Below are 19062 nucleotides of genomic sequence, written 5' to 3' on the forward strand. Positions count from 1 at the left end.
CACAAGGAAACCCTCTTGAACCGCACACCCGCTCCAGACGGCCGTCCCCACACTCCCGAACGCGGCCAGGCCCCCATGCCCGGCGCGCTCACGGCGGACCCGGGGTCCGTGCCCCGCCAGAAGAACAGGACGGCGAACGCCTCCGTACCCACGGCGACGTATCAGGGCGACCCCGCGCAAGAAGCGCTGACGCATCAGGGCGACCCCGCGCAAGAAGCGTTGCGGCCCGCCGGACTCCCGCGGTTCGCCGATCTGTTGGAGCACCCGGACCCGGCCGCGGCGGCCAATGCGGCCGGTGTGGAGAACCTCCTCCGTTGCTGGATCCGTGAACGCAATCTCACCCCCGAGTCAAGCGGTGCCACCCTGCGGATCGCCCTGTCGGCGAGCCATCTGACCCTGCTGGTCCCCGTGCACTACTGGTCTCCCACCGGCTGGCACCGCCTCGGCCCGCCCGCCTTCGAGACCGCCCCCGCGGGCGCACCACCGGTCGACGCGGTGACGCTGGCGGCCCTCTTGGGCCGCGAGACGACGGGGGCCGGGCAGGGGCACACCGACGGCGCCGGGCAGGGGCACACCGACGGCGCCGGGCAGGGGCACAGCGACGGCGCCGGGCAGCCCGAGCCGGCACCTGCCCCGGCATGGCCGGACGTCGGCGACACCAGCGACCTGGTGGGCCGCGTCGCCGACTCCGTCCGTCGCACGGCGGCCTTCCTGACCCACCGCCGCCAGGCCACGAAGTCCCCCGACTCCGCACCCACACCGGCCACGTTTCCCGGCCTCTCCGCCCCGGGCCCAGCCGCCACAGACCTCGCCACCGCGGACCTCCCCGCCACGGGCCCGGCCACCGCGGACCTCGCCGCCGCAGACCTCTCCGCCACGGGCCCGGCCACCGCGGACCTCTCCGCCCCAGGCCCCGCCTCCACGGACCTCCCCACCCCTGACCCCACCACCCCCGACCTCTTCCTCACAGCCGAACAATCCCTGGTCCTCGGCCACCCCCTGCACCCCACCCCCAAGAGCCGCGAAGGACTGTCCGAAGCCGAGGCCGTGCGGTACTCGCCGGAGGCATACGGATCGTTCGCGCTGCACTGGATGGCCGTCGCGCCCGACGCGCTCGCCGCCGACTCCGCCTGGACCGAACGCGGACGCACGGTCACCGCCGAGCAGCTCGCGGCCCGCCTCGCAGGACCGGCCGCCGAGCAGGCCGCGTCTGCGCTTGGTGCCGAACTGCCGGACGGGTACGCCTTGTTGCCCCTCCATCCCTGGCAGGCGAGCGATCTGGCCCACCGGCCCGAGGTCGCCGACCTCATGGACCGCGGCCTGATCAGGGATCTCGGCCCCCTGGGCGACTCCTGGTACCCCACCTCCTCCGTCCGTACGGTCTACCGGCCGGGCGCCCCGGCCATGCTGAAGCTCTCCCTCGGCCTGCGCATCACCAACTCCCGTCGCGAGAACCTGCACAAGGAACTCCACCGTGGCGTGGAGGTCCACCGTCTGCTGCGCTCGGGTCTGTCCGCCGAGTGGCAGTCGGCGCACCCCGGGTTCGACATCGTCCGCGACCCGGCCTGGCTTGCGGTCGTGGACGCCGACGGCGCCCCTGTGCCCGGCCTGGACACCGTCATCCGCAACAACCCCTTCGCCCCCGACGACGACGTGACCTGCATCGCGGGCCTCGTCTCACCCCGTCCGGTGCGAGCGGACGGCGAAGCGGCCGCCGAGCCGGGCGCTCCCATGCGCTCCCGTCTCGCCGAGCTCGTCGGCACGCTCGCCGCCCGCACCGGACGCCCCCGCGGAGCCGTCGCCGCCGAGTGGTTCCTGCGCTACCTCGAACAGGTCGTACGCCCCGTTCTCTGGCTCGACGGCGTGGCGGGCATCGCGCTCGAAGCCCACCAGCAGAACACCCTTGTCGTCCTCGACCCCGACGGCTGGCCCGTCGGCGGCCGCTACCGCGACAACCAGGGCTACTACTTCCGTGCGTCACGCCGTTCCGAACTGGACAAACGCCTCCCCGGCATCGGACTGCACAGCGACACCTTCGTCGCCGACGCGGTCACCGACGAACGCTTCGCCTACTACCTCGGCATCAACAACGTCCTGGGTCTCATCGGCGCCTTCGGCTCACAGCAGCTCGCGGACGAGCGGCTGCTGCTCGCCGCCTTCCGCCGCTTCCTTGCCGAGTGCGCCTCCGGCGGGGACGCGCCGCGCAGCCCGTTGCCGGGCCAGCTGCTCGACACCCCGGTGCTGCGCTGCAAGGCCAACCTGCTGACCCGGCTGCACGGCCTCGACGAGCTCATCGGCCCCGTCGATACCCAGTCCGTCTACGTCACCATCCCCAACCCCCTTCATTCCTCCCGTACATGACCATCCGACCGTGAGAGGAGCGTCGCCGTGCCGCCCACCGACGCGAGCACCGACCCCCAGCCGACCCCCACCGGCACCGACACACGGAACACCTCCGAGGACACCCTCGAACTGCGCCTGCCCGCCGAGCTCCTCGCCCTGCTCGCGCGCGAGGAGGACGAGGACACCGCCCCGCAGCCGAGCCCGGCGCGGGCGGACACCGCCGCGCACGACGAGACGCCCCTCACCTACGCGCACGACGAGGCACCCCTCACCGACGCGCACGACCGGACGACCTTCCGTGCCCCGCAGGACCGGACGGCCGACCCGGCCCCGCACAGCCGGACAGCCGTCGCCGAAGTGCACGACCGGCCGGCCGAGTCAGGAACGGCCGGCAGCCAGCACCCACGCCAGCACCCACCGGTCCGCCCCTGGCCCACCGACCCCGTCCACGGATTCCCTCCCCTCGAGGATCTGCTCGACGGTGTCTCCGGCTGGGGATCCGCGTCCACGTCCGTCGGTGTGTTCCAGCTGGTACCGGTGCGCATCGAGCGTGACCTCGACCTGATCAGCCGCTGGATGAACGACCCCGCCGTGGCCGCCTTCTGGGAGCTCGACGGAGATACCTCCGTCACCGCCGACCACTTGCGCACCCAACTCGACGGCGACGGCCGCAGCGTGCCGTGCGTCGGTCTGCTCGACGGCACCCCGATGAGCTACTGGGAGATCTACCGGGCCGACCTCGACCCTCTCGCCCGGCACTATCCGGCGCGCCCCCACGACACCGGGATCCACCTGCTCATCGGAGGTGTCGCCGACCGCGGCAGGGGCGTGGGTACGACCCTGCTGCGCGCCGTCGCCGACCTCGTGCTCGACCGAAGGCCCGCGTGCACCCGCGTAGTCGCCGAACCGGACCTGCGCAACACCCCTTCTGTGTCAGCCTTTTTGAGTGCGGGATTCCGTCTCGGTGCCGAGGTGGACCTCCCCGGCAAACGCGCCGCGCTCATGATCCGCGACCGCGCGCTGCGCGCCCAGCTCTGACCGCCACCGCGCCGACCTCACGTACCACTCTCGACATCCCCGTCACCGCCCCCGACGCTCTCGTTGCCGCAGCCAAATCCCGTTCCCCCACAGGCAGTTCCCCGCACCGCAGCCAGACCCCGCCGCGCAGCCAGACCCCACCCCGCTGTCAGATCCTCCGCAGCCAGATTCATCGCTCCCACAGGCAGTTCCCTCGCTCCCGCGGGCACATCCCTCGTCGCCGCACTCACGCATTGCCTCCCCGACCGGCCGGATCCCCACCGGCCTTCGCTTGATTTCACTACTGGTACACCGCTCGGGCCGGGCAGGTTCCCCCTGCCGGTCCACGAATTTCCGATCCCGGAGCCCACGTGCACAATTCCGCCGCCGCCCCCGATTCGGCAGAGCGCCCCACGCTCCACGATCCGCCGGAACTCAACCGGGCGGCCTGGCACCTGGCCGGCCGCCGCCTCCTGGCCAAGATGCTGGGCGAGTTCGCCCACGAAGAGATCATCAGGCCGGCCGCCGCGCCCGAAACGCCCGCAACCCGTACCCCCCGCCGCTACACCGTCCCCCTGGACGACGCCCGCCGACTCGCCTTCCAGGCAACACGGGGCGCCTACGACTCCTGGCGAGTGGACGCGGACAGCATCACCCTCGACGCGGACGGCGAAGACCCGTACGACGACCCCATCCGCTTCGTCACCGACTGCCGCCGCACCCTCGGCCTCGACGGCTCCACCCTCGGCCACCTCATCCGCGAGCTGAACGCGACCCTCGCCGCCGACACCCGCCTCGACCACACCGCCCTGACCGCCGCGGCCCTCGCCGAGCTCGACTACGCCGAGCTCGAGGGCCACCAGACCGGACACCCCTGGCTCGTCCTCAACAAGGGTCGGCTCGGCTTCTCCGCCCAGGACTGCGCCCAGTGGGCCCCCGAGGCGCGCAAGCCCGCCCAGCTGCCCTGGATCGCGGTCAGCCAGGACCTCGCCTCGTACCGAGGTGTGCGCGGCCTGGACACCCCCGAGCAGCTCTACGCGCGCGAACTGGACACGACCACCCGTGCCGCGTTCGACAAGAAGCTGCGCGAACGGGGCTTGGACCCCGCCCGCTATCTGCTGCTCCCCGTACACCCCTGGCAGTGGGACGAGATCGTGCTGCCCCTGTTCGCCTCCTCCGTCGCGGCCGGGGACATCGTGCCGCTGGCGCCCGACGGCGATCTGCGGCTGCCGCAGCAGTCCATCCGCACCTTCCTCAATGTGTCCCGCCCCGAGCGGCACACCGTGAAGCTGCCCCTGTCCATCCTCAACACCCTGGTCTGGCGCGGACTGCCCACCGAGCGCACCGCCGCAGCCCCCGCGGTCACCGCCTGGGTGCACGCGCTGCGCGACGGGGACCCCTTCCTGCGGGACGAGACACGCGCCGTCCTGCTCGGCGAGGTCGCCTCGGTCACCGTCGAGCACCCGGTGTACGACGTGCTCGCCGAAGTCCCATACCAATACAAGGAACTTCTCGGGGCGATCTGGCGCGAGCCGCTCTGCCGCCATCTCGACCGCGGCGAGCGCGCCCGCACCCTCGCCTCCCTGCTCCACGTCGACCCGCACGGCAGGGCCTTCACCGCCGAACTCGTCGCACGCTCCGGCCTCGCCCCCGAGGTCTGGCTGCGCCGGCTCTTCGGCGCGCTCCTGCCGCCCCTGCTCCACTTCCTCTACCGCTACGGCACCGTCTTCTCGCCCCACGGCGAGAACGCGATCGTCGTCTTCGACGAGCAGGACATCCCCGTACGTCTCGCGGTCAAGGACTTCGTCGACGACGTGAACGTCAGCGCGGAGCCGCTGCCCGAGCACGACTCCATGCCCGAGGACGTACGGGCGGTGCTCCTGACCGAGCCGCCGGCCTTCCTCACCCAGTTCATCCACTCGGGTCTGTTCGTCGGGGTCTTCCGCTATCTCGCCCCGCTGTGCGAGCAGCAACTGGGCGTGTCCGAGGGCGATTTCTGGTCCCTCGTACGTGCGGAGATCCTGCGCTATCAGGCACGTTTCCCCGAGCTCAAGGATCGTTTCGAAACCTTCGACCTGCTGGGCGAGCGGATCGCCCGGCTCTGCCTCAACCGCAACCGCCTGCACCTCGACGGCTACCGCGACCGGCCCGAACGCCCGCACGCGGCGGTGCACGGCACGGTCCCGAACCCCCTGCACCGGCCGTGAGCGCCTCCGCGGAGCCTCTGGGCGGAGGGATGTCAGTGGACCCGTTTAAGGTGGTCGGCCTATGACGAAACCCTCACTCCCCGAACTCCTGCATGCCGCCGTCACAGCCGTCGGCGGCACGGAGCGTCCTGGCCAGGTGACGATGGCCGAGGCGGTCGCCGAAGCCATCGACGGCGGCTCGCATCTCCTTGTCCAGGCGGGCACGGGCACCGGAAAGTCCCTCGGCTATCTGGTGCCGGCCCTCGCCCACGGGGAGCGCGTGGTCGTCGCCACGGCCACGCTCGCGCTCCAGCGCCAGCTGGTGGAGCGCGACCTGCCGCGCACAGTCGAGGCGCTGCACCCGCTGCTTCGCCGCAAGCCGCAGTACGCGATGCTCAAGGGCCGCTCCAACTATCTGTGTCTGCACCGGCTCCACGAGGGGGTGCCGCAGGAAGAGGAGGACGGTCTCTTCGACCAGTTCGAGGCGGCCGCCCCCACCAGCAAGCTGGGCCAGGACCTGCTGCGGATGCGGGACTGGGCGGACGAGACCGAGACCGGTGACCGCGACGATCTGACCCCGGGCGTGTCCGACCGCGCCTGGGCCCAGATCTCGGTCTCGTCGAGGGAGTGTCTGGGCGCCACGAAGTGTGCGTACGGCGCGGAGTGCTTCGCCGAGATGGCCCGCGAGCGCGCCAAGCTCGCCGATGTGGTCGTCACCAATCACGCGCTGCTCGCCATCGACGCCATCGAGGGCGCCCCTGTGCTGCCGCAGCACGAGGTCCTGATCGTCGACGAGGCGCACGAGCTGGTCTCGCGGGTGACGGGTGTGGCCACCGGCGAGCTCACCCCGGGGCAGGTCAACCGTGCGGTGAAGCGCGCCGCGAAGCTGGTCAACGAGAAGGTCGCTGACCAGCTGCAGACCGCGGCCGAGGGGTTCGAGCGGCTGATGGAGCTGGCGCTGCCGGGCCGACTGGAGGAGATCCCCGAGGACCTCGGCTACGCGCTGCTGGCGCTGCGCGATGCGGCCCGCAATGTGATCTCCGCGCTCGGTTCGACGCGCGACAGGTCCGTGCAGGACGAGGATGCGGTACGCAAGCAGGCCCAGGCCTCGGTCGAGTCCGTCCACGATGTGGCGGAGCGGATCACCAACGGGTCCGAATGGGATGTCGTCTGGTACGAGCGGCATGACCGGTTCGGGGCGTCGTTGCGCGTCGCTCCCATGTCGGTCTCGGGCCTGCTGCGCGAGAAGCTCTTCACCGACCGCTCGGTCACGCTCACGTCCGCGACGCTGAAGCTCGGCGGCGACTTCAACGGGGTGGGTGCCTCGCTCGGGCTCGCCCCCGAAGGCACGGCGGGTACGGGGGATGCCGAGGAGTTGCCGGTGTGGAAGGGCGTCGACGTCGGCTCGCCCTTCGACTACCGCAAGCAGGGAATCCTGTACGTGGCGAAGCATCTGTCCCGCCCGGCGCGGGACGGTGACCGTGCCGACATGCTCGACGAGCTGACGGAGCTGATCCAGGCGGCCGGCGGGCGCACGCTCGGGCTGTTCTCCTCGATGCGGGCTGCTCAGCAGGCGGCGGAGGAGCTGCGGTCGCGGATTCCCGAGTACCCGATCCTGCTGCAGGGCGAGGAGACGCTCGGCGAGCTGATCAAGGCCTTCGCCGCTGATCCGAAGACCTGTCTGTTCGGCACGCTGTCGCTGTGGCAGGGCGTGGACGTGCCCGGTACGGGCTGTCAGCTGGTGGTCATGGACAAGATCCCGTTCCCGCGGCCCGACGATCCGCTGATGAGTGCGCGGCAGAAGGCGGTCGAGGAGAACGGGGGCAATGGGTTCATGGCCGTCGCGGCCACGCATGCGGCGCTGCTGATGGCGCAGGGTGCGGGGCGGCTCGTGCGGGCGACGGGGGACAAGGGGGTGGTGGCGGTGCTCGATCCGCGGCTGGCCACTGCGCGGTACGGCAGTTACCTCAAGTCCTCGATGCCGGACTTCTGGTACACGACGGATCGCAATCAGGTGCGGCGGTCGTTGGCGGCGATTGATGCCGTGGCGAAGGTGGGGGAGGCGGGGGAGTAGGGCTGGCGGTGGGGCTGGCTGGGGGGCCCGGGAGGGACGGTTGAGTCCTTGGTCGGGTGGGTGCGGGTCTTGGGCGGGGCGGTGGTGCCCTTGGGCGGGGCGGTCGGGGCCTGGGCCGGGTGATGCGGGTGCGTTGTCCTCTGCGGGTGGGGGTGCGGGTGGTGCGCCTGCGGCGGGCCGATTTCCCCTACCCGCCCCTTCCCGAAACCGGGACTCCGCCCCGGACCCCGGGTCGGTTGGCCTGGCGGGGGCTTCGCCCCGTGCACCCCCAGTAGGTAGCCCCGAGGCTCCGCCCCTGTGCCCCCTTGAGCCGGGCCGCGGGTGGGAGGACCCCCGGGGGCTTCGACCCCAGCCCCAGCCCCCGCCCCGCCAAAGCCCGAACAAAACACAGGGCCCCGGAACCGGCGCAGGTGGTTCCGGGGCCCGGTCAGGGCGGACGGGCGGGGCCCGTCGTGGGGTCAGACGCGGCGGAGGACCGCCACGACCTTGCCGAGGATGGTGGCCTCGTCGCCGGGGATCGGCTGGTAGGCCGCATTGTGCGGGAGCAGCCAGACATGGCCGTCCTCGCGCTTGAAGCGCTTGACCGTGGCCTCGCCGTCGAGCATGGCGGCGACGATGTCACCGTTCTCGGCGACGGGCTGGCGGCGGACCGTGACCCAGTCGCCGTCGCAGATCGCGGCCTCGATCATCGAGTCGCCGACGACCTTGAGGACGAAGAGTTCACCGTCGCCGACGAGCTGGCGGGGGAGAGGGAAGACGTCCTCGACGGACTCCTCCGCGAGGATCGGGCCACCGGCCGCGATCCGGCCGACGAGGGGGACATAGGACGCGGCCGGCTTGCCGGTGGTGTCCGTGGGCTGGCTGCTGCCCTGGTCGGAGCCACGCACCTCGTACGCACGGGGGCGGTGGGGGTCGCGGCGCAGGAAGCCCTTGCGCTCGAGAGCCATCAGCTGGTGTGCCACGGAGGACGTGCTGGACAGGCCCACGGCCTGCCCGATCTCCCGCATCGACGGCGGGTAGCCACGCCGCTGCACGGAGTCCCGGATCACCTCGATCACCCGGCGCTGCCGGTCCGTGAGTCCCGAGCTGTCCGCCCTGATCCCGGGAGGTCGGCCAGGGAGCGAGCGTGCGGGCTTCTGGCCCTCCGGGGTCATACCGGAGTCATTCATGGCGTGCACCGCCTCGAGTCGGCCCTGGGAGCGGTCCTGGGCGGTGATGCTGGCACTGTCTGCGGTGGTGGTCACGGCGGCCCCTTCCGAGAATGGTCTCCCTAGTCGGACAACGGTAGTTGCTTTCGAAAGGTTGCGCCAAACACACGTTCGAGTGAAAAACTTTGTATTGCCTGACGTGATCATGTGCTCGGGTGTACTGGCGAAGCTCGAACAGGGGCTGTTCCCGTGAGCGTCACAGTCTGCCATCGGCTGTGGTTTCTGTTGCGACCGGTGCGCGTGCCGACTCCCGGCGGACGGGTTCGCCGCCCTCGTCGCGTACCCTCTTCAAGGCTTCCCGCGCGCAATGACCATGACTTCCGCGGGACTGCATTCGAGGCCTTCCGTGCGCGATTCGCGACGGTTCCGTCCGCGACACGCGATGGTGCCGAGATTTCGCCCAAACCCCAGATCTAGTGGTTGGATTGGCGCAGCCGCCCAGAAGTTGTGGTCCCTGGTCCTGTGAGCCTCGGCCATCGCCTATGCTGGGGGTCGCTTCGAGCGGGGCGGCGGTGGGTAACCGCGCCTTGTGACAGGCCATTCAGTCGTGCTGTGAAGGAGGGTTGGGAGCGATGCACTGTCCCTTCTGCAGGCACCCCGACAGCCGGGTCGTCGACTCTCGTACGACCGACGACGGCACGTCGATCCGCAGGCGCCGGCAGTGCCCGGACTGCACCCGTCGCTTCACCACCGTCGAGACCTGCTCGCTGATGGTGGTCAAGCGCAGCGGAGTGACCGAACCCTTCAGCCGTACCAAGGTCATCAATGGCGTGCGCAAGGCATGCCAGGGACGGCCCGTCACGGAGGACGCACTCGCCCAGCTCGGCCAGCGGGTCGAGGAAGCGGTGCGCGCCACCGGCAGCGCCGAGCTGACCACTCACGACGTGGGGCTCGCCATACTCGGCCCGCTGCAGGAGCTCGACCTGGTCGCGTACCTGCGTTTCGCGTCGGTGTACCGGGCGTTCGACTCGCTCGAGGACTTCGAGAGCGCCATCACCGAGCTGCGGCATGTGCAGGACTTTGCCGAAGCCGGCGACGAAGGCGCCTGTGAAGGCGAACAAGCTGACGGCGGGCCGACGGGGACTGCTGAGGTCCCCGTGCCCGCCACCGCCGCCGACTGACCGGCGGGCCGGGCCGCGAGCCCCTTCGGGGGCCTTTCGCGGGGCCGGGCCGGCGGCCGATCGGCGGCCAGAAGACCTGTTGCGGGCGGTATAGCGGCGCTCGCGGCATCAGACACACACCATGCCTCGGGAAGAGCGGGGCACTCTGGGGCGTTTTAGCCCGATATAGGGAGGCGGCATGACCGAGACGACGAGCGGCCCGGCACGAGGTTCCCGCGCCAAGGGATCCAAGGGCGGCAAGGGTCTGCGTATCGAGCGCATTCACACCACCCCCGGCGTGCACCCGTACGACGAGGTCCAGTGGGAGCGCCGTGACGTCGTCATGACCAACTGGCGCGACGGCTCGGTCAACTTCGAGCAGCGTGGCGTCGAGTTCCCCGACTTCTGGTCGGTGAACGCGGTCAACATCGTCACCAGCAAGTACTTCCGCGGCGCCGTGGGCACCCCGCAGCGCGAGACCGGTCTGAAGCAGCTGATCGACCGGATCGTGAAGACCTACCGCAAGGCCGGCGAGGACTACAACTACTTCGCCTCGCCCGCCGACGCCGAGATCTTCGAGCACGAGCTGGCCTACGCCCTCCTGCACCAGGTCTTCAGCTTCAACTCCCCGGTGTGGTTCAACGTCGGTACGCCGCAGCCGCAGCAGGTCTCCGCGTGCTTCATCCTGTCCGTCGACGACTCCATGGAGTCGATCCTCGACTGGTACAAGGAAGAGGGCATGATCTTCAAGGGCGGCTCCGGCGCCGGCCTGAACCTCTCCCGTATCCGCTCCTCCAAGGAGCTCCTGTCCTCGGGCGGCAACGCCTCGGGTCCGGTCTCCTTCATGCGCGGTGCCGACGCCTCCGCAGGAACGATCAAGTCGGGTGGCGCCACGCGCCGCGCGGCCAAGATGGTCATCCTCGACGTCGACCACCCCGACATCGAGGGCTTCATCGAGACCAAGGTGAAGGAAGAGGAGAAGATCCGCGCGCTGCGTGACGCGGGCTTCGACATGGACCTGGGCGGCGACGACATCACGTCCGTCCAGTACCAGAACGCCAACAACTCGGTCCGCGTGAACGACACGTTCATGAAGGCGGTCGAGGAGGGCGGCAAGTTCGGCCTCACCTCCCGTATGACGGGCGAGGTCATCGAGGAGGTCGACGCCAAGTCGCTCTTCCGCAAGATGGCCGAGGCCGCCTGGGCCTGTGCCGACCCCGGCATCCAGTACGACGACACCATCAACGCGTGGCACACCTGCCCGGAGTCCGGCCGGATCAACGGCTCGAACCCGTGCTCCGAGTACATGCACCTGGACAACACCAGCTGCAACCTCGCCTCGCTGAACCTGATGAAGTTCCTCAAGGACGACGGCCTGGGCAACCAGTCCTTCGAGTCCGAGCGCTTCGCCAAGGTCGTCGAGCTGGTCATCACCGCGATGGACATCTCCATCTGCTTCGCGGACTTCCCGACGCAGAAGATCGGCGAGAACACCCGCGCCTTCCGCCAGCTGGGCATCGGCTACGCCAACCTCGGCGCCCTGCTCATGGCGACCGGCCACGCGTACGACAGCGACGGCGGCCGTGCGCTCGCCGGCGCCATCACCTCGCTGATGACCGGTACCTCGTACAAGCGCTCCGCCGAACTGGCCGCGGTCGTCGGCCCGTACGAGGGCTACGCGAAGAACGCCACGCCGCACAAGCGCGTCATGAAGCAGCACGCCGACGCCAACGCCAAGGCCATCCGCGTGGACGACCTGGACACCCCCGTCTGGGCCGCCGCCACGGAGGCCTGGCAGGACGTGATCCGCCTCGGCGAGAAGAACGGCTTCCGCAACTCGCAGGCCTCGGTCATCGCCCCGACCGGCACCATCGGTCTCGCGATGTCCTGCGACACCACCGGCCTCGAGCCCGACCTCGCCCTGGTCAAGTTCAAGAAGCTGGTCGGCGGCGGCTCGATGCAGATCGTCAACGGCACCGTGCCGCAGGCCCTGCGCCGCCTGGGTTACCAGGAGGAGCAGATCGAGGCGATCGTCGCCCACATCGCCGAGCACGGCAATGTCGTCGACGCCCCGGGCCTCAAGCACGAGCACTACGAGGTGTTCGACTGCGCGATGGGCGAGCGTTCCATCTCCGCGATGGGCCACGTCCGCATGATGGCCGCGATCCAGCCATGGATCTCCGGCGCCCTGTCCAAGACGGTCAACCTGCCGGAGACGGCGACCGTCGAGGACGTCGAAGAGGTCTACTTCGAGGCGTGGAAGATGGGCGTCAAGGCGCTCGCCATCTACCGCGACAACTGCAAGGTCGGCCAGCCCCTCTCCGCCAAGACCAAGGAGAAGGAGAAGGCCGAGGTCACCGAGAAGGCCGAGGAGACGATCCGGGCCGCGGTCGAGAAGGTCGTCGAGTACCGTCCGGTCCGCAAGCGTCTGCCCAAGGGCCGTCCGGGCATCACCACCTCCTTCACGGTCGGTGGCGCCGAGGGCTACATGACCGCCAATTCCTACCCGGACGACGGTCTCGGCGAGGTCTTCCTGAAGATGTCCAAGCAGGGTTCGACCCTCGCGGGCATGATGGACGCCTTCTCGATCGCCGTCTCGGTGGGTCTGCAGTACGGCGTGCCGCTCGAGACGTACGTCTCGAAGTTCACGAACATGCGCTTCGAGCCGGCCGGTATGACGGACGACCCGGACGTGCGGATGGCGCAGTCGATCGTCGACTACATCTTCCGCCGCCTGGCGCTGGACTTCCTGCCCTTCGAGACGCGCTCCGCGCTCGGCATCCACTCGGCCGAGGAGCGTCAGCGTCACCTGGAGACGGGTTCGTACGAGCCCACCGAGGAAGAGCTCGACGTCCAGGGTCTGGCCCAGTCGGCGCCGCGTGCCCAGGAGCTGAAGGCCGTCGAGACCCCGAAGGCGGAGTCCGCGGTGGCCGTGCCGGCTCCGAAGCAGGCGCACACCAGCGCCGAGCTCGTAGAGATGCAGCTGGGCATCCAGGCGGACGCCCCGCTCTGCTTCTCCTGCGGTACGAAGATGCAGCGGGCCGGCTCCTGCTACATCTGCGAGGGCTGCGGTTCGACCAGCGGCTGCAGCTGAGCTGCCACCGCTGAGCGGTAACTGACCTAAGGGGACCGGCTTTTGAGCCGGTCCCCTTTGGCTTGCCCCGGCAATCTCCTTGCGGAGGCTGCGCGGGCATGGCAGCCTGCGGGCATGATCAACAGAAACGAGCACTCCGTCCGCCGGTGAGCGAGACGACCGGGAGGCAAGCTCCCGGATCGCAGAGTCCGTTGTACGAGCGGGTGGCGGCGCTGCACAGGTCCACGCCCGACGATCCGCTCCCGCGGAAGGCGCAGCTGGAACTGGAGCGTAAGGATTCTGCGCATCCACAGCAGAATTCTGCCGAGGACTATCGGCTTGCCGGTGCGCCTGTCGCGGCTCTCCTCGGCAGGCACTTCACCCGGCCCGCCGCCCATTCCCGCGAACTGCTCCATGCGTTCCATGAGATCCACGTCCCGATTCATCCGAACGAACACATCCGTGCGGCAGTTCAGCGCGCGGACGTACGGCGGGTGCGGCGTACAGGGCGGTGGCTGGTCAGGAACGGGACCGATCACTGTGCGGTCGCCGTGGGGCTCGCACTCGTGGCGGAGACGGGGACCGAGGACGATATCCCCCTGATGCAGCTGATCGGGCTGCTGTCCAGCCCGTTCGGTGCGCTTGCCGCACACGGTTTGGAGCGACTGCCCGGCAGAGCGGGAAGTCTGCTCCGGCTGGCCGAGCGGGTCGACGGCTGGGGGCGGGTTTCGGTCGTGCGGTCGCTCTGCCGCGTGGATGATGCGGCCGTCAGGGAGTGGCTGCTGCGTGAGTCCTTCGACGGGGACTTCCTCAACGCCTATGTCGTCCGTGAAGTCGCCGAAGCCACACGCCTCCACGAGGTTCTGTCACAACCCCACGTCGATCCGGAGATCATCGCCCACACCGGCCGGATGCTCCTGACGATGACCGAGTGCGCTGGAGCGGGCATGACGCTCCAGGACTATCCCCACTCGGAGGCGGTGCTGACCGAGCATCTGCGTCACTTGGCGCGTGAGCAGCCCAGCGTGCGGAACTACTGCGGTGCCGCCTGGCTTGTGCGCGGCCTGCGTGGGGAGATCGATATGCACTCGGTGGGACCGGTCGAACGGTGGCGCAGGCACGCCGATGCATACGAAGCCCTACTCGACCGGGACGACTGGTGCGAGGTGGCTCGCGCAGGTCGTATGGACGGGGATCGAGGCATCGCTTGGCTGCTGGAACAGGAGTGGGGATGCCGGCTGAGGGCCTTCGCGGGCCACTGAGAAAGCGAACGGCGACGAGGGCAGGATTCGAACCTGCGGCCACCCGGAGAACGAGCCGGGCGCTCCTCCGCAGAGCTTCCTCGTCGCCGGTTCGATCCTCTCCGGTGGTGGGGAGAGGGGGCAACCCATTTATCGGGTGCGGGTGTTGATCCCCTCACCGGGTACGAGGGTTGCTCACAGCCATTCGTCGGCCGCGGCCTTCTGGTGCCTGCCGGAGAAGAAGCCTGCCGAGCGCAGGGCGCTCGCCATCAGTGGGTCGGCGACCGCGACTCCGTGGACCAGCTCCGGGGTCCGGCGGTACGGAACGGCCTCGGCCGCCGGGCGGGGAGCCGTCCAGCCGCCCGCCACCGGGTCCACCCTGTGGCGGGCGCAGACCTGGGCCACGAGGGAGCGCGGGCAGGGCTCCTCGCCGCGCAGGACCTCCCAGGGGAGCGGGAGTTCGGACCAGACGAGCGTGTCCGGGTGCAGGCCGCCGCCACTCTTGCGGTGCCAGTACGCCACGTCGGCCGCCATCAGACGCGGGACCTTGCCGGGGCACACCGTGTCCAGGATCGCGTCCTCGCCCAGCTCCACGAGCACGGCGAACCAGTGCGCGCGGGCGGTGTTCCAGGCCTGGGCCGCCTGGTTCCAGGTCGAGGAGTCGTTGCCGGGGCGCACGATCATCGTGCCGCGCTCCAGCGGCGCGCGGTTCCACGTGTCCTCGAGGAGGTCGGCGACCTGGCGCAGGAAGCGGTTCCAGCGGACGAGGAGCTGTGTGAGGTCCTCGTCGGAGACCTGGGCGAGCACCTCGGCCGTGGGGTGGACATGCGCGACCGCGTACCAGTTCGTCCGCTCGGGCTCGGCGAGCAGGCGCTGGAACAGGGCGGCAGCGACCTCGTCGTACGGGCGCCGCTGCTTGCCGTTGGTGAAGATGCTGCGCATGTAGCCGCGGGCCGTCATGTACGCGATGAAGGCGGCGCTGTCCGGATCGGCGGCGAACAGTTCGTACGGCAGGGTGTGCGCGAGGGCGCCCTTGCCGGTGAGCGTCATCTCGCGGCGCTGCTGTTCATGGAGGAGGCGGGCGAGCTTGGCCTCCATGCGGCGCAGCAGCCGGAAGCGTTTGTTGTAGCGGCGCTTGGAGAGTTCGCCGAGTCCGGCTTCCTCCCGTTCGGCGCGGTTCATGCGGTCGAAGCCGAAGTCGTTCTCCCCGTACGAGCGGCCGATCTGCTCGCCGGCCCGGCGGATCAGCGCCTCGATCCGTGCCGGATCGTCTCCGGCGCCGGCGGGCACGGCCGGCAGATCGGGGAACAGCTCGGCCGCCCGGCCCAGTTGGCGCTGTGCGCCGACCGGGCGGGCGAAGTCCTCGCGCATCGAGGTGTAGCCGTGCCAGATGTTGCGCAGGGCGTTCCGTGCGGCCTTGGTGAGTGCCTCTTCGGCCGCGGCGTCGAGCGTGCTGCCCTGCGCCGCGTGCAGATCGAGGACGAGCTGGGCGATGTCCTCGGGGCGCTTGCGCAGGGTCAGTGTGGAGTGGAGTTCATGGAGCAGTTGTTCGACCATCGGGGACGGCATGCGCCACACCATGGCAGCGGCAACTCCCGATCTCCACTCATTTATCCGGACGCTCTCGGACGCCCTCGGGCGCTCCCGGACCCGTCCGGCCTCAGGACACCTCCGCACCCATCGCCAGCGCGAACGCCGTCGGATCCAGTTCGAATCCCTTGAAGGTCGGGCGGAGTTGCCAGGTGTGGGCGCCGTCGCGGGTGAACTCCGCGAGGACCGCGGCGGTGCACTGCGGGATGGCCGCGAAGTCGAAGTGGGCCAGGTCTGTGTGGCCCTCGCGCAGACGGACCGAGGAGTTGACGGTCTCCCCGAACGTGAGGTCCGCATGCGTCTGCTGGATCGCGACGCCGAGGACGACCCGTACATAGCGCTCGTTCAGACGGTTCAGCTCGAGCGTCATCACCTCGTCGTAGCCGAAGCCCTGGCCCGTCTGGCTGTCGCGGTTCAGCGTGATGGTGCCGTCGGGGGAGCGGCTGCCGAAGTGGACCAGATAGTCCGGCTTGCCGTGCGGGTCCGATGCCTCGTAGACGGCGCACACCAGGTCCAGGTCGTGTTTCGGGCCGCCCGTCGGTGCCGGGTCCCACTTGAGGCCGGCTTCCACCTTGGTCAGGCCCTTGCTGAAACTGCTCATGAAATCTCCCCTGGAACGTTCTCCCTTGGGGGACACGCTACGACGCGGCGCGGACAACTGGCTTGGGGGTGGGATCAGTTGACCGTCACTCCCGTGTGGGTGCTCCTTTGCGGAGCGTGACCCGTACCACGCCGGGCGCCGTACTATGGCGCCCGTGCTGGTCAAGTGGATGCGTTGCACCGTGACGGACCGCAGGGGGTTCGAACAGGGGCAGCGGCGGTGGGCGGGGCTTCTGGGGGAGCCGGGATTTCGTGGACAGGGCGGGGGATGGAGCACGCGGCGGGACGATGTCGTGCACCTCTTCGCCTTCTGGGAGAGCCGGTCGTTCTACGACTCGTTCATGGCCCGCTCCCATGACCGCCTTGCCTCCGCCCAGGCCGGCACGTACACGAACATGCAGGTCAAGCTGTTCGACCACCGCTTCGATGTGAAGACCGGCTTCGAGCCGCGCTTCACCGACGCGGATCTGGTGCGGATCGCGCACTGCCGTGTGCACGAGGAGCAGGCGGAGCACTTCGCGCTGATGCAGCAGAAGGTGTGGAATCCGGCGATGGCCGGCTCGCCCGGCATGGTGCGGGGGCTGTTCTGCGAGGCGCCGGGCAGCGAGGTCCTGATCCTGTCGATGTGGCAGTCGGAGGCCGAGCACGGCAAGTACCGCCAGGAACGGGTGGAGCGCCTTTCGCTGCGTGCCGGGACCGAGAAGGATCTGATCGGGCTCGACGGGGACATCGTCCGGCTGCTGCCGCAGTGGACGGTCTAGGGCATCCCTTCGGATCGTGCCGGGGCCCGACGAGGGGAGCAGACCGTCGCGCGCGCCGCAGTGCGGCGATCTAGGGTTTCGGCATGGCTCGACCTCGGCGCATCGTCCTCGTCCGGCACGGAGAGTCGGAGGGCAATGCCGACGACTCCGTGTACGAGCGCGAGCCCGACCATGCGCTGATGCTCACCGGCCGGGGCTGGGAGCAGGCCGAGGAGACGGGGGAGCGGCTGCGCGAGCTGTTCGGCGAGGAGCGCGTGAGTGTCTACGTATCACCGTATCGACGCACCCTCGAGACCTTCGAGGCCTTCGGGCTCGACCCCGCTCTGGTCCGGGTGCGCGAGGAGCCGCGGCTGCGCGAGCAGGACTGGGGGAACTGGCAGGACAGGGACGACGTGCGCCTGCAGAAGGCCTACCGCGACGCGTACGGGCACTTCTTCTACCGCTTCGCCCAGGGGGAGTCCGGAGCCGATGTGTACGACCGGGTGGGGGCCTTTCTGGAGAGCCTCTACCGCAGCTTCGAGGACCCGGAGCACCCGCCGAACGTGCTCCTGGTGACGCACGGGCTGACCATGCGGCTGTTCTGCATGCGGTGGTTCCACTGGTCGGTCGCGGAGTTCGAGGCGCTGTCCAATCCGGGCAACGCCGAGATGCGGGTGCTCGTGCTCGGGGAGGACGGGCGCTATGTGCTCGACCGGCCCTTCGACAGATGGCGTGAGCCCGAGGAGTACGAGCGGGGGCGGGGCCGCAGGTGACGGTGCTGCTGCCGAGAGGGCGCGGGGGAAGGTGATCGTCAATTTATTCGAGCTGTATGGGCGGATTCGTTAGAGTGGGGGCGCGATGATCGCTGAATCCTCCTCCCCTGCCGCAGGTTCCGCCGACGCCCGCCTCGGCCGTGCCCTGGCCAGCCTGCGCGGTCTGGCCGTGGGGGACGCCCTCGGCTCGCAGTACTTCGTGCCCGAGAACTATCCGCTGCTCAAGCGCCGCGAGGTCCCCGAAGGCGACTGGCAGTGGACCGACGACACCGAGATGGCCTGCTCCGTGGTGGCCGTCCTCGTCGCACACCACCGCATCGACCAGGACGCGCTCGCGCAGTCCTTCGCGCACCACCACGACTTCGACCGCGGCTACGGGCCCGCCGTGAACCGCATGCTGCGTCTGATCCGCGAAGGCGGCGACTGGCGGGAGCTGGCGGCCGGGCTCTTCAAGGGCCAGGGCTCCTGGGGCAACGGCGCCGCCATGCGGATCGCGCCGCTCGGCGCCTGGTACGCCGACGATCCCGAGCAGGCCACCCATCAGGCCGAGATCTCCGCGTACACCACGCATCAGCACCGCGAAGCAGTCGTCGGCGCGATGGCCGTGGCCGCTGCGGCCGCGCTCGTGGCCGGCGCCAAGGAGCCGCTGACCGGCCGGGCGCTGCTCGACGGAGTGGTGGACCTGGTGCCGCGCAGCGCCGTCGGGGCCGGTCTGCGCCGGGCCGCCGACATGCTCGACTACAGCGATGCGAGCACCGTCGCCGCCGTGCTCGGCTGCGGCCGGCGGACGTCCGCGCACGACACGGTGCCGTTCGCGCTGTGGTCGGCTGCGCGCGGGCTCGGCGACTTCGCCACGACGTTCTGGACAACTGCCCAGGTCGGCGGCGATGTGGACACCACGTGCGCGATCGCGGGCGGCGTTGTCGCGGCCGCGCAGGCAGGTGCGCCGCCGGGCGAGTGGGCGCGGCGCACGGAGGCCCTGCCCGCGTGGGCGCCGGCCGCCGGGTGACCCCTTGCGTTGCGGGCTGACCCTCTGCGTCGCCGGTTGACCCCCTGCCTCGTCGGCTGACCCCTGGGCCGGCGGGCTGCCCCCGGCCCCGCGTAGCCGGCTGGCACC

Annotated in this window: 13 protein-coding genes and 1 tRNA gene; 10 read left to right on the forward strand and 4 right to left on the reverse strand. The window is 70.1% G+C overall.

What is annotated here, in order from left to right:
• Nucleotides 1–15 precede the first annotated feature (15 nt).
• The 4 genes from H9Y04_RS37975 to H9Y04_RS37990 all read left to right on the forward strand — a co-directional run bounded on the left by H9Y04_RS37975 (nt 16) and on the right by H9Y04_RS37990 (nt 7620).
• The gene (locus H9Y04_RS37975) at nt 16–2361 is read left to right on the forward strand and encodes an IucA/IucC family protein (protein ID WP_236071962.1); all 2346 of its coding nucleotides are present in this window, start codon (nt 16–18) and stop codon (nt 2359–2361) included.
• Between the two features lie 27 nt (nt 2362–2388).
• Nucleotides 2389–3381 carry a GNAT family N-acetyltransferase gene (locus tag H9Y04_RS37980; RefSeq protein WP_308801695.1) on the forward strand — a complete coding sequence of 331 codons (993 nt, stop codon included), beginning with the start codon at nt 2389–2391 and terminating at the stop codon, nt 3379–3381.
• A gap of 350 nt (nt 3382–3731) precedes the next feature.
• The gene (locus tag H9Y04_RS37985; protein ID WP_308801696.1) at nt 3732–5567 is read left to right on the forward strand and encodes an IucA/IucC family protein; all 1836 of its coding nucleotides are present in this window, start codon (nt 3732–3734) and stop codon (nt 5565–5567) included.
• Nucleotides 5568–5628: 61 nt separating this feature from the next.
• On the forward strand, nt 5629–7620 hold the full coding sequence (locus H9Y04_RS37990; protein ID WP_187818765.1) for an ATP-dependent DNA helicase: 1992 nt from the start codon (nt 5629–5631) through the stop codon (nt 7618–7620).
• A 458-nt stretch (nt 7621–8078) separates the two neighbouring features.
• Here the strand turns inward: H9Y04_RS37990 and lexA are convergent, their stop codons facing one another.
• Complete coding sequence (gene lexA / locus H9Y04_RS37995) at nt 8079–8864, reverse strand: transcriptional repressor LexA (protein ID WP_187818766.1); 786 nt, start codon at nt 8862–8864, stop codon at nt 8079–8081.
• A 536-nt stretch (nt 8865–9400) separates the two neighbouring features.
• Between lexA and nrdR the strand changes: the two genes are divergently transcribed.
• The 3 genes from nrdR (at nt 9401) to H9Y04_RS38010 (ending at nt 14263) form a co-directional block, all read left to right on the forward strand.
• Nucleotides 9401–9949 (forward strand): transcriptional regulator NrdR, encoded by a 549-nt coding sequence (nrdR, locus tag H9Y04_RS38000; RefSeq protein ID WP_187818767.1) that lies wholly within the window; start codon nt 9401–9403, stop codon nt 9947–9949.
• Nucleotides 9950–10127: 178 nt separating this feature from the next.
• Nucleotides 10128–13022 (forward strand): vitamin B12-dependent ribonucleotide reductase, encoded by a 2895-nt coding sequence (locus tag H9Y04_RS38005; RefSeq protein WP_187818768.1) that lies wholly within the window; start codon nt 10128–10130, stop codon nt 13020–13022.
• 203 nt (nt 13023–13225) lie between these two features.
• Nucleotides 13226–14263, forward strand: coding sequence for a hypothetical protein (locus H9Y04_RS38010; RefSeq protein WP_187818769.1), 1038 nt, complete (start codon nt 13226–13228; stop codon nt 14261–14263).
• 12 nt (nt 14264–14275) lie between these two features.
• Here the strand turns inward: H9Y04_RS38010 and H9Y04_RS38015 are convergent.
• From H9Y04_RS38015 to H9Y04_RS38025, 3 genes are all read right to left on the reverse strand, one after another.
• Nucleotides 14276–14348: transfer RNA gene (locus H9Y04_RS38015), tRNA-OTHER, on the reverse strand.
• Nucleotides 14349–14437: 89 nt separating this feature from the next.
• Entirely contained in the window at nt 14438–15811 is a 1374-nt protein-coding gene (locus tag H9Y04_RS38020; protein WP_214662036.1) for a hypothetical protein, read from the reverse strand.
• A 91-nt stretch (nt 15812–15902) separates the two neighbouring features.
• Entirely contained in the window at nt 15903–16433 is a 531-nt protein-coding gene (locus H9Y04_RS38025; protein WP_187818770.1) for a TerD family protein, read from the reverse strand.
• A 154-nt stretch (nt 16434–16587) separates the two neighbouring features.
• Here H9Y04_RS38025 and H9Y04_RS38030 point away from each other — a divergent pair, with 154 nt between their 5' ends.
• The 3 genes from H9Y04_RS38030 to H9Y04_RS38040 all read left to right on the forward strand — a co-directional run bounded on the left by H9Y04_RS38030 (nt 16588) and on the right by H9Y04_RS38040 (nt 18954).
• Nucleotides 16588–17193, forward strand: coding sequence for a YdbC family protein (locus H9Y04_RS38030; protein ID WP_187818771.1), 606 nt, complete (start codon nt 16588–16590; stop codon nt 17191–17193).
• Nucleotides 17194–17276: 83 nt separating this feature from the next.
• Nucleotides 17277–17945: a histidine phosphatase family protein gene (locus H9Y04_RS38035; RefSeq protein WP_187818772.1), complete on the forward strand. Its 669-nt coding sequence runs from the start codon at nt 17277–17279 to the stop codon at nt 17943–17945.
• Between the two features lie 85 nt (nt 17946–18030).
• Complete coding sequence (locus H9Y04_RS38040; protein ID WP_187818773.1) at nt 18031–18954, forward strand: ADP-ribosylglycohydrolase family protein; 924 nt, start codon at nt 18031–18033, stop codon at nt 18952–18954.
• Nucleotides 18955–19062 lie beyond the last annotated feature (108 nt).

The sequence above is a fragment of the Streptomyces polyasparticus genome (assembly GCF_014493765.1).
GTDB lineage: Bacteria > Actinomycetota > Actinomycetes > Streptomycetales > Streptomycetaceae > Streptomyces > Streptomyces polyasparticus.

What these genes read in the sequence shown, in the direction of transcription:
- H9Y04_RS38005 (WP_187818768.1), top strand. Translation starts at nt 10,128, where the DNA reads ATGACCGAGACGACGAGCGGCCCGGCACGAGGTTCCCGCGCCAAGGGA.
- H9Y04_RS38040 (WP_187818773.1), top strand. Translation starts at nt 18,031, where the DNA reads ATGATCGCTGAATCCTCCTCCCCTGCCGCAGGTTCCGCCGACGCCCGC.
- H9Y04_RS38020 (WP_214662036.1), bottom strand. Translation starts at nt 15,811, where the DNA reads ATGCCGTCCCCGATGGTCGAACAACTGCTCCATGAACTCCACTCCACA.
- H9Y04_RS38025 (WP_187818770.1), bottom strand. Translation starts at nt 16,433, where the DNA reads ATGAGCAGTTTCAGCAAGGGCCTGACCAAGGTGGAAGCCGGCCTCAAG.
- H9Y04_RS37990 (WP_187818765.1), top strand. Translation starts at nt 5,629, where the DNA reads ATGACGAAACCCTCACTCCCCGAACTCCTGCATGCCGCCGTCACAGCC.
- H9Y04_RS38035 (WP_187818772.1), top strand. Translation starts at nt 17,277, where the DNA reads ATGGCTCGACCTCGGCGCATCGTCCTCGTCCGGCACGGAGAGTCGGAG.
- nrdR (WP_187818767.1), top strand. Translation starts at nt 9,401, where the DNA reads ATGCACTGTCCCTTCTGCAGGCACCCCGACAGCCGGGTCGTCGACTCT.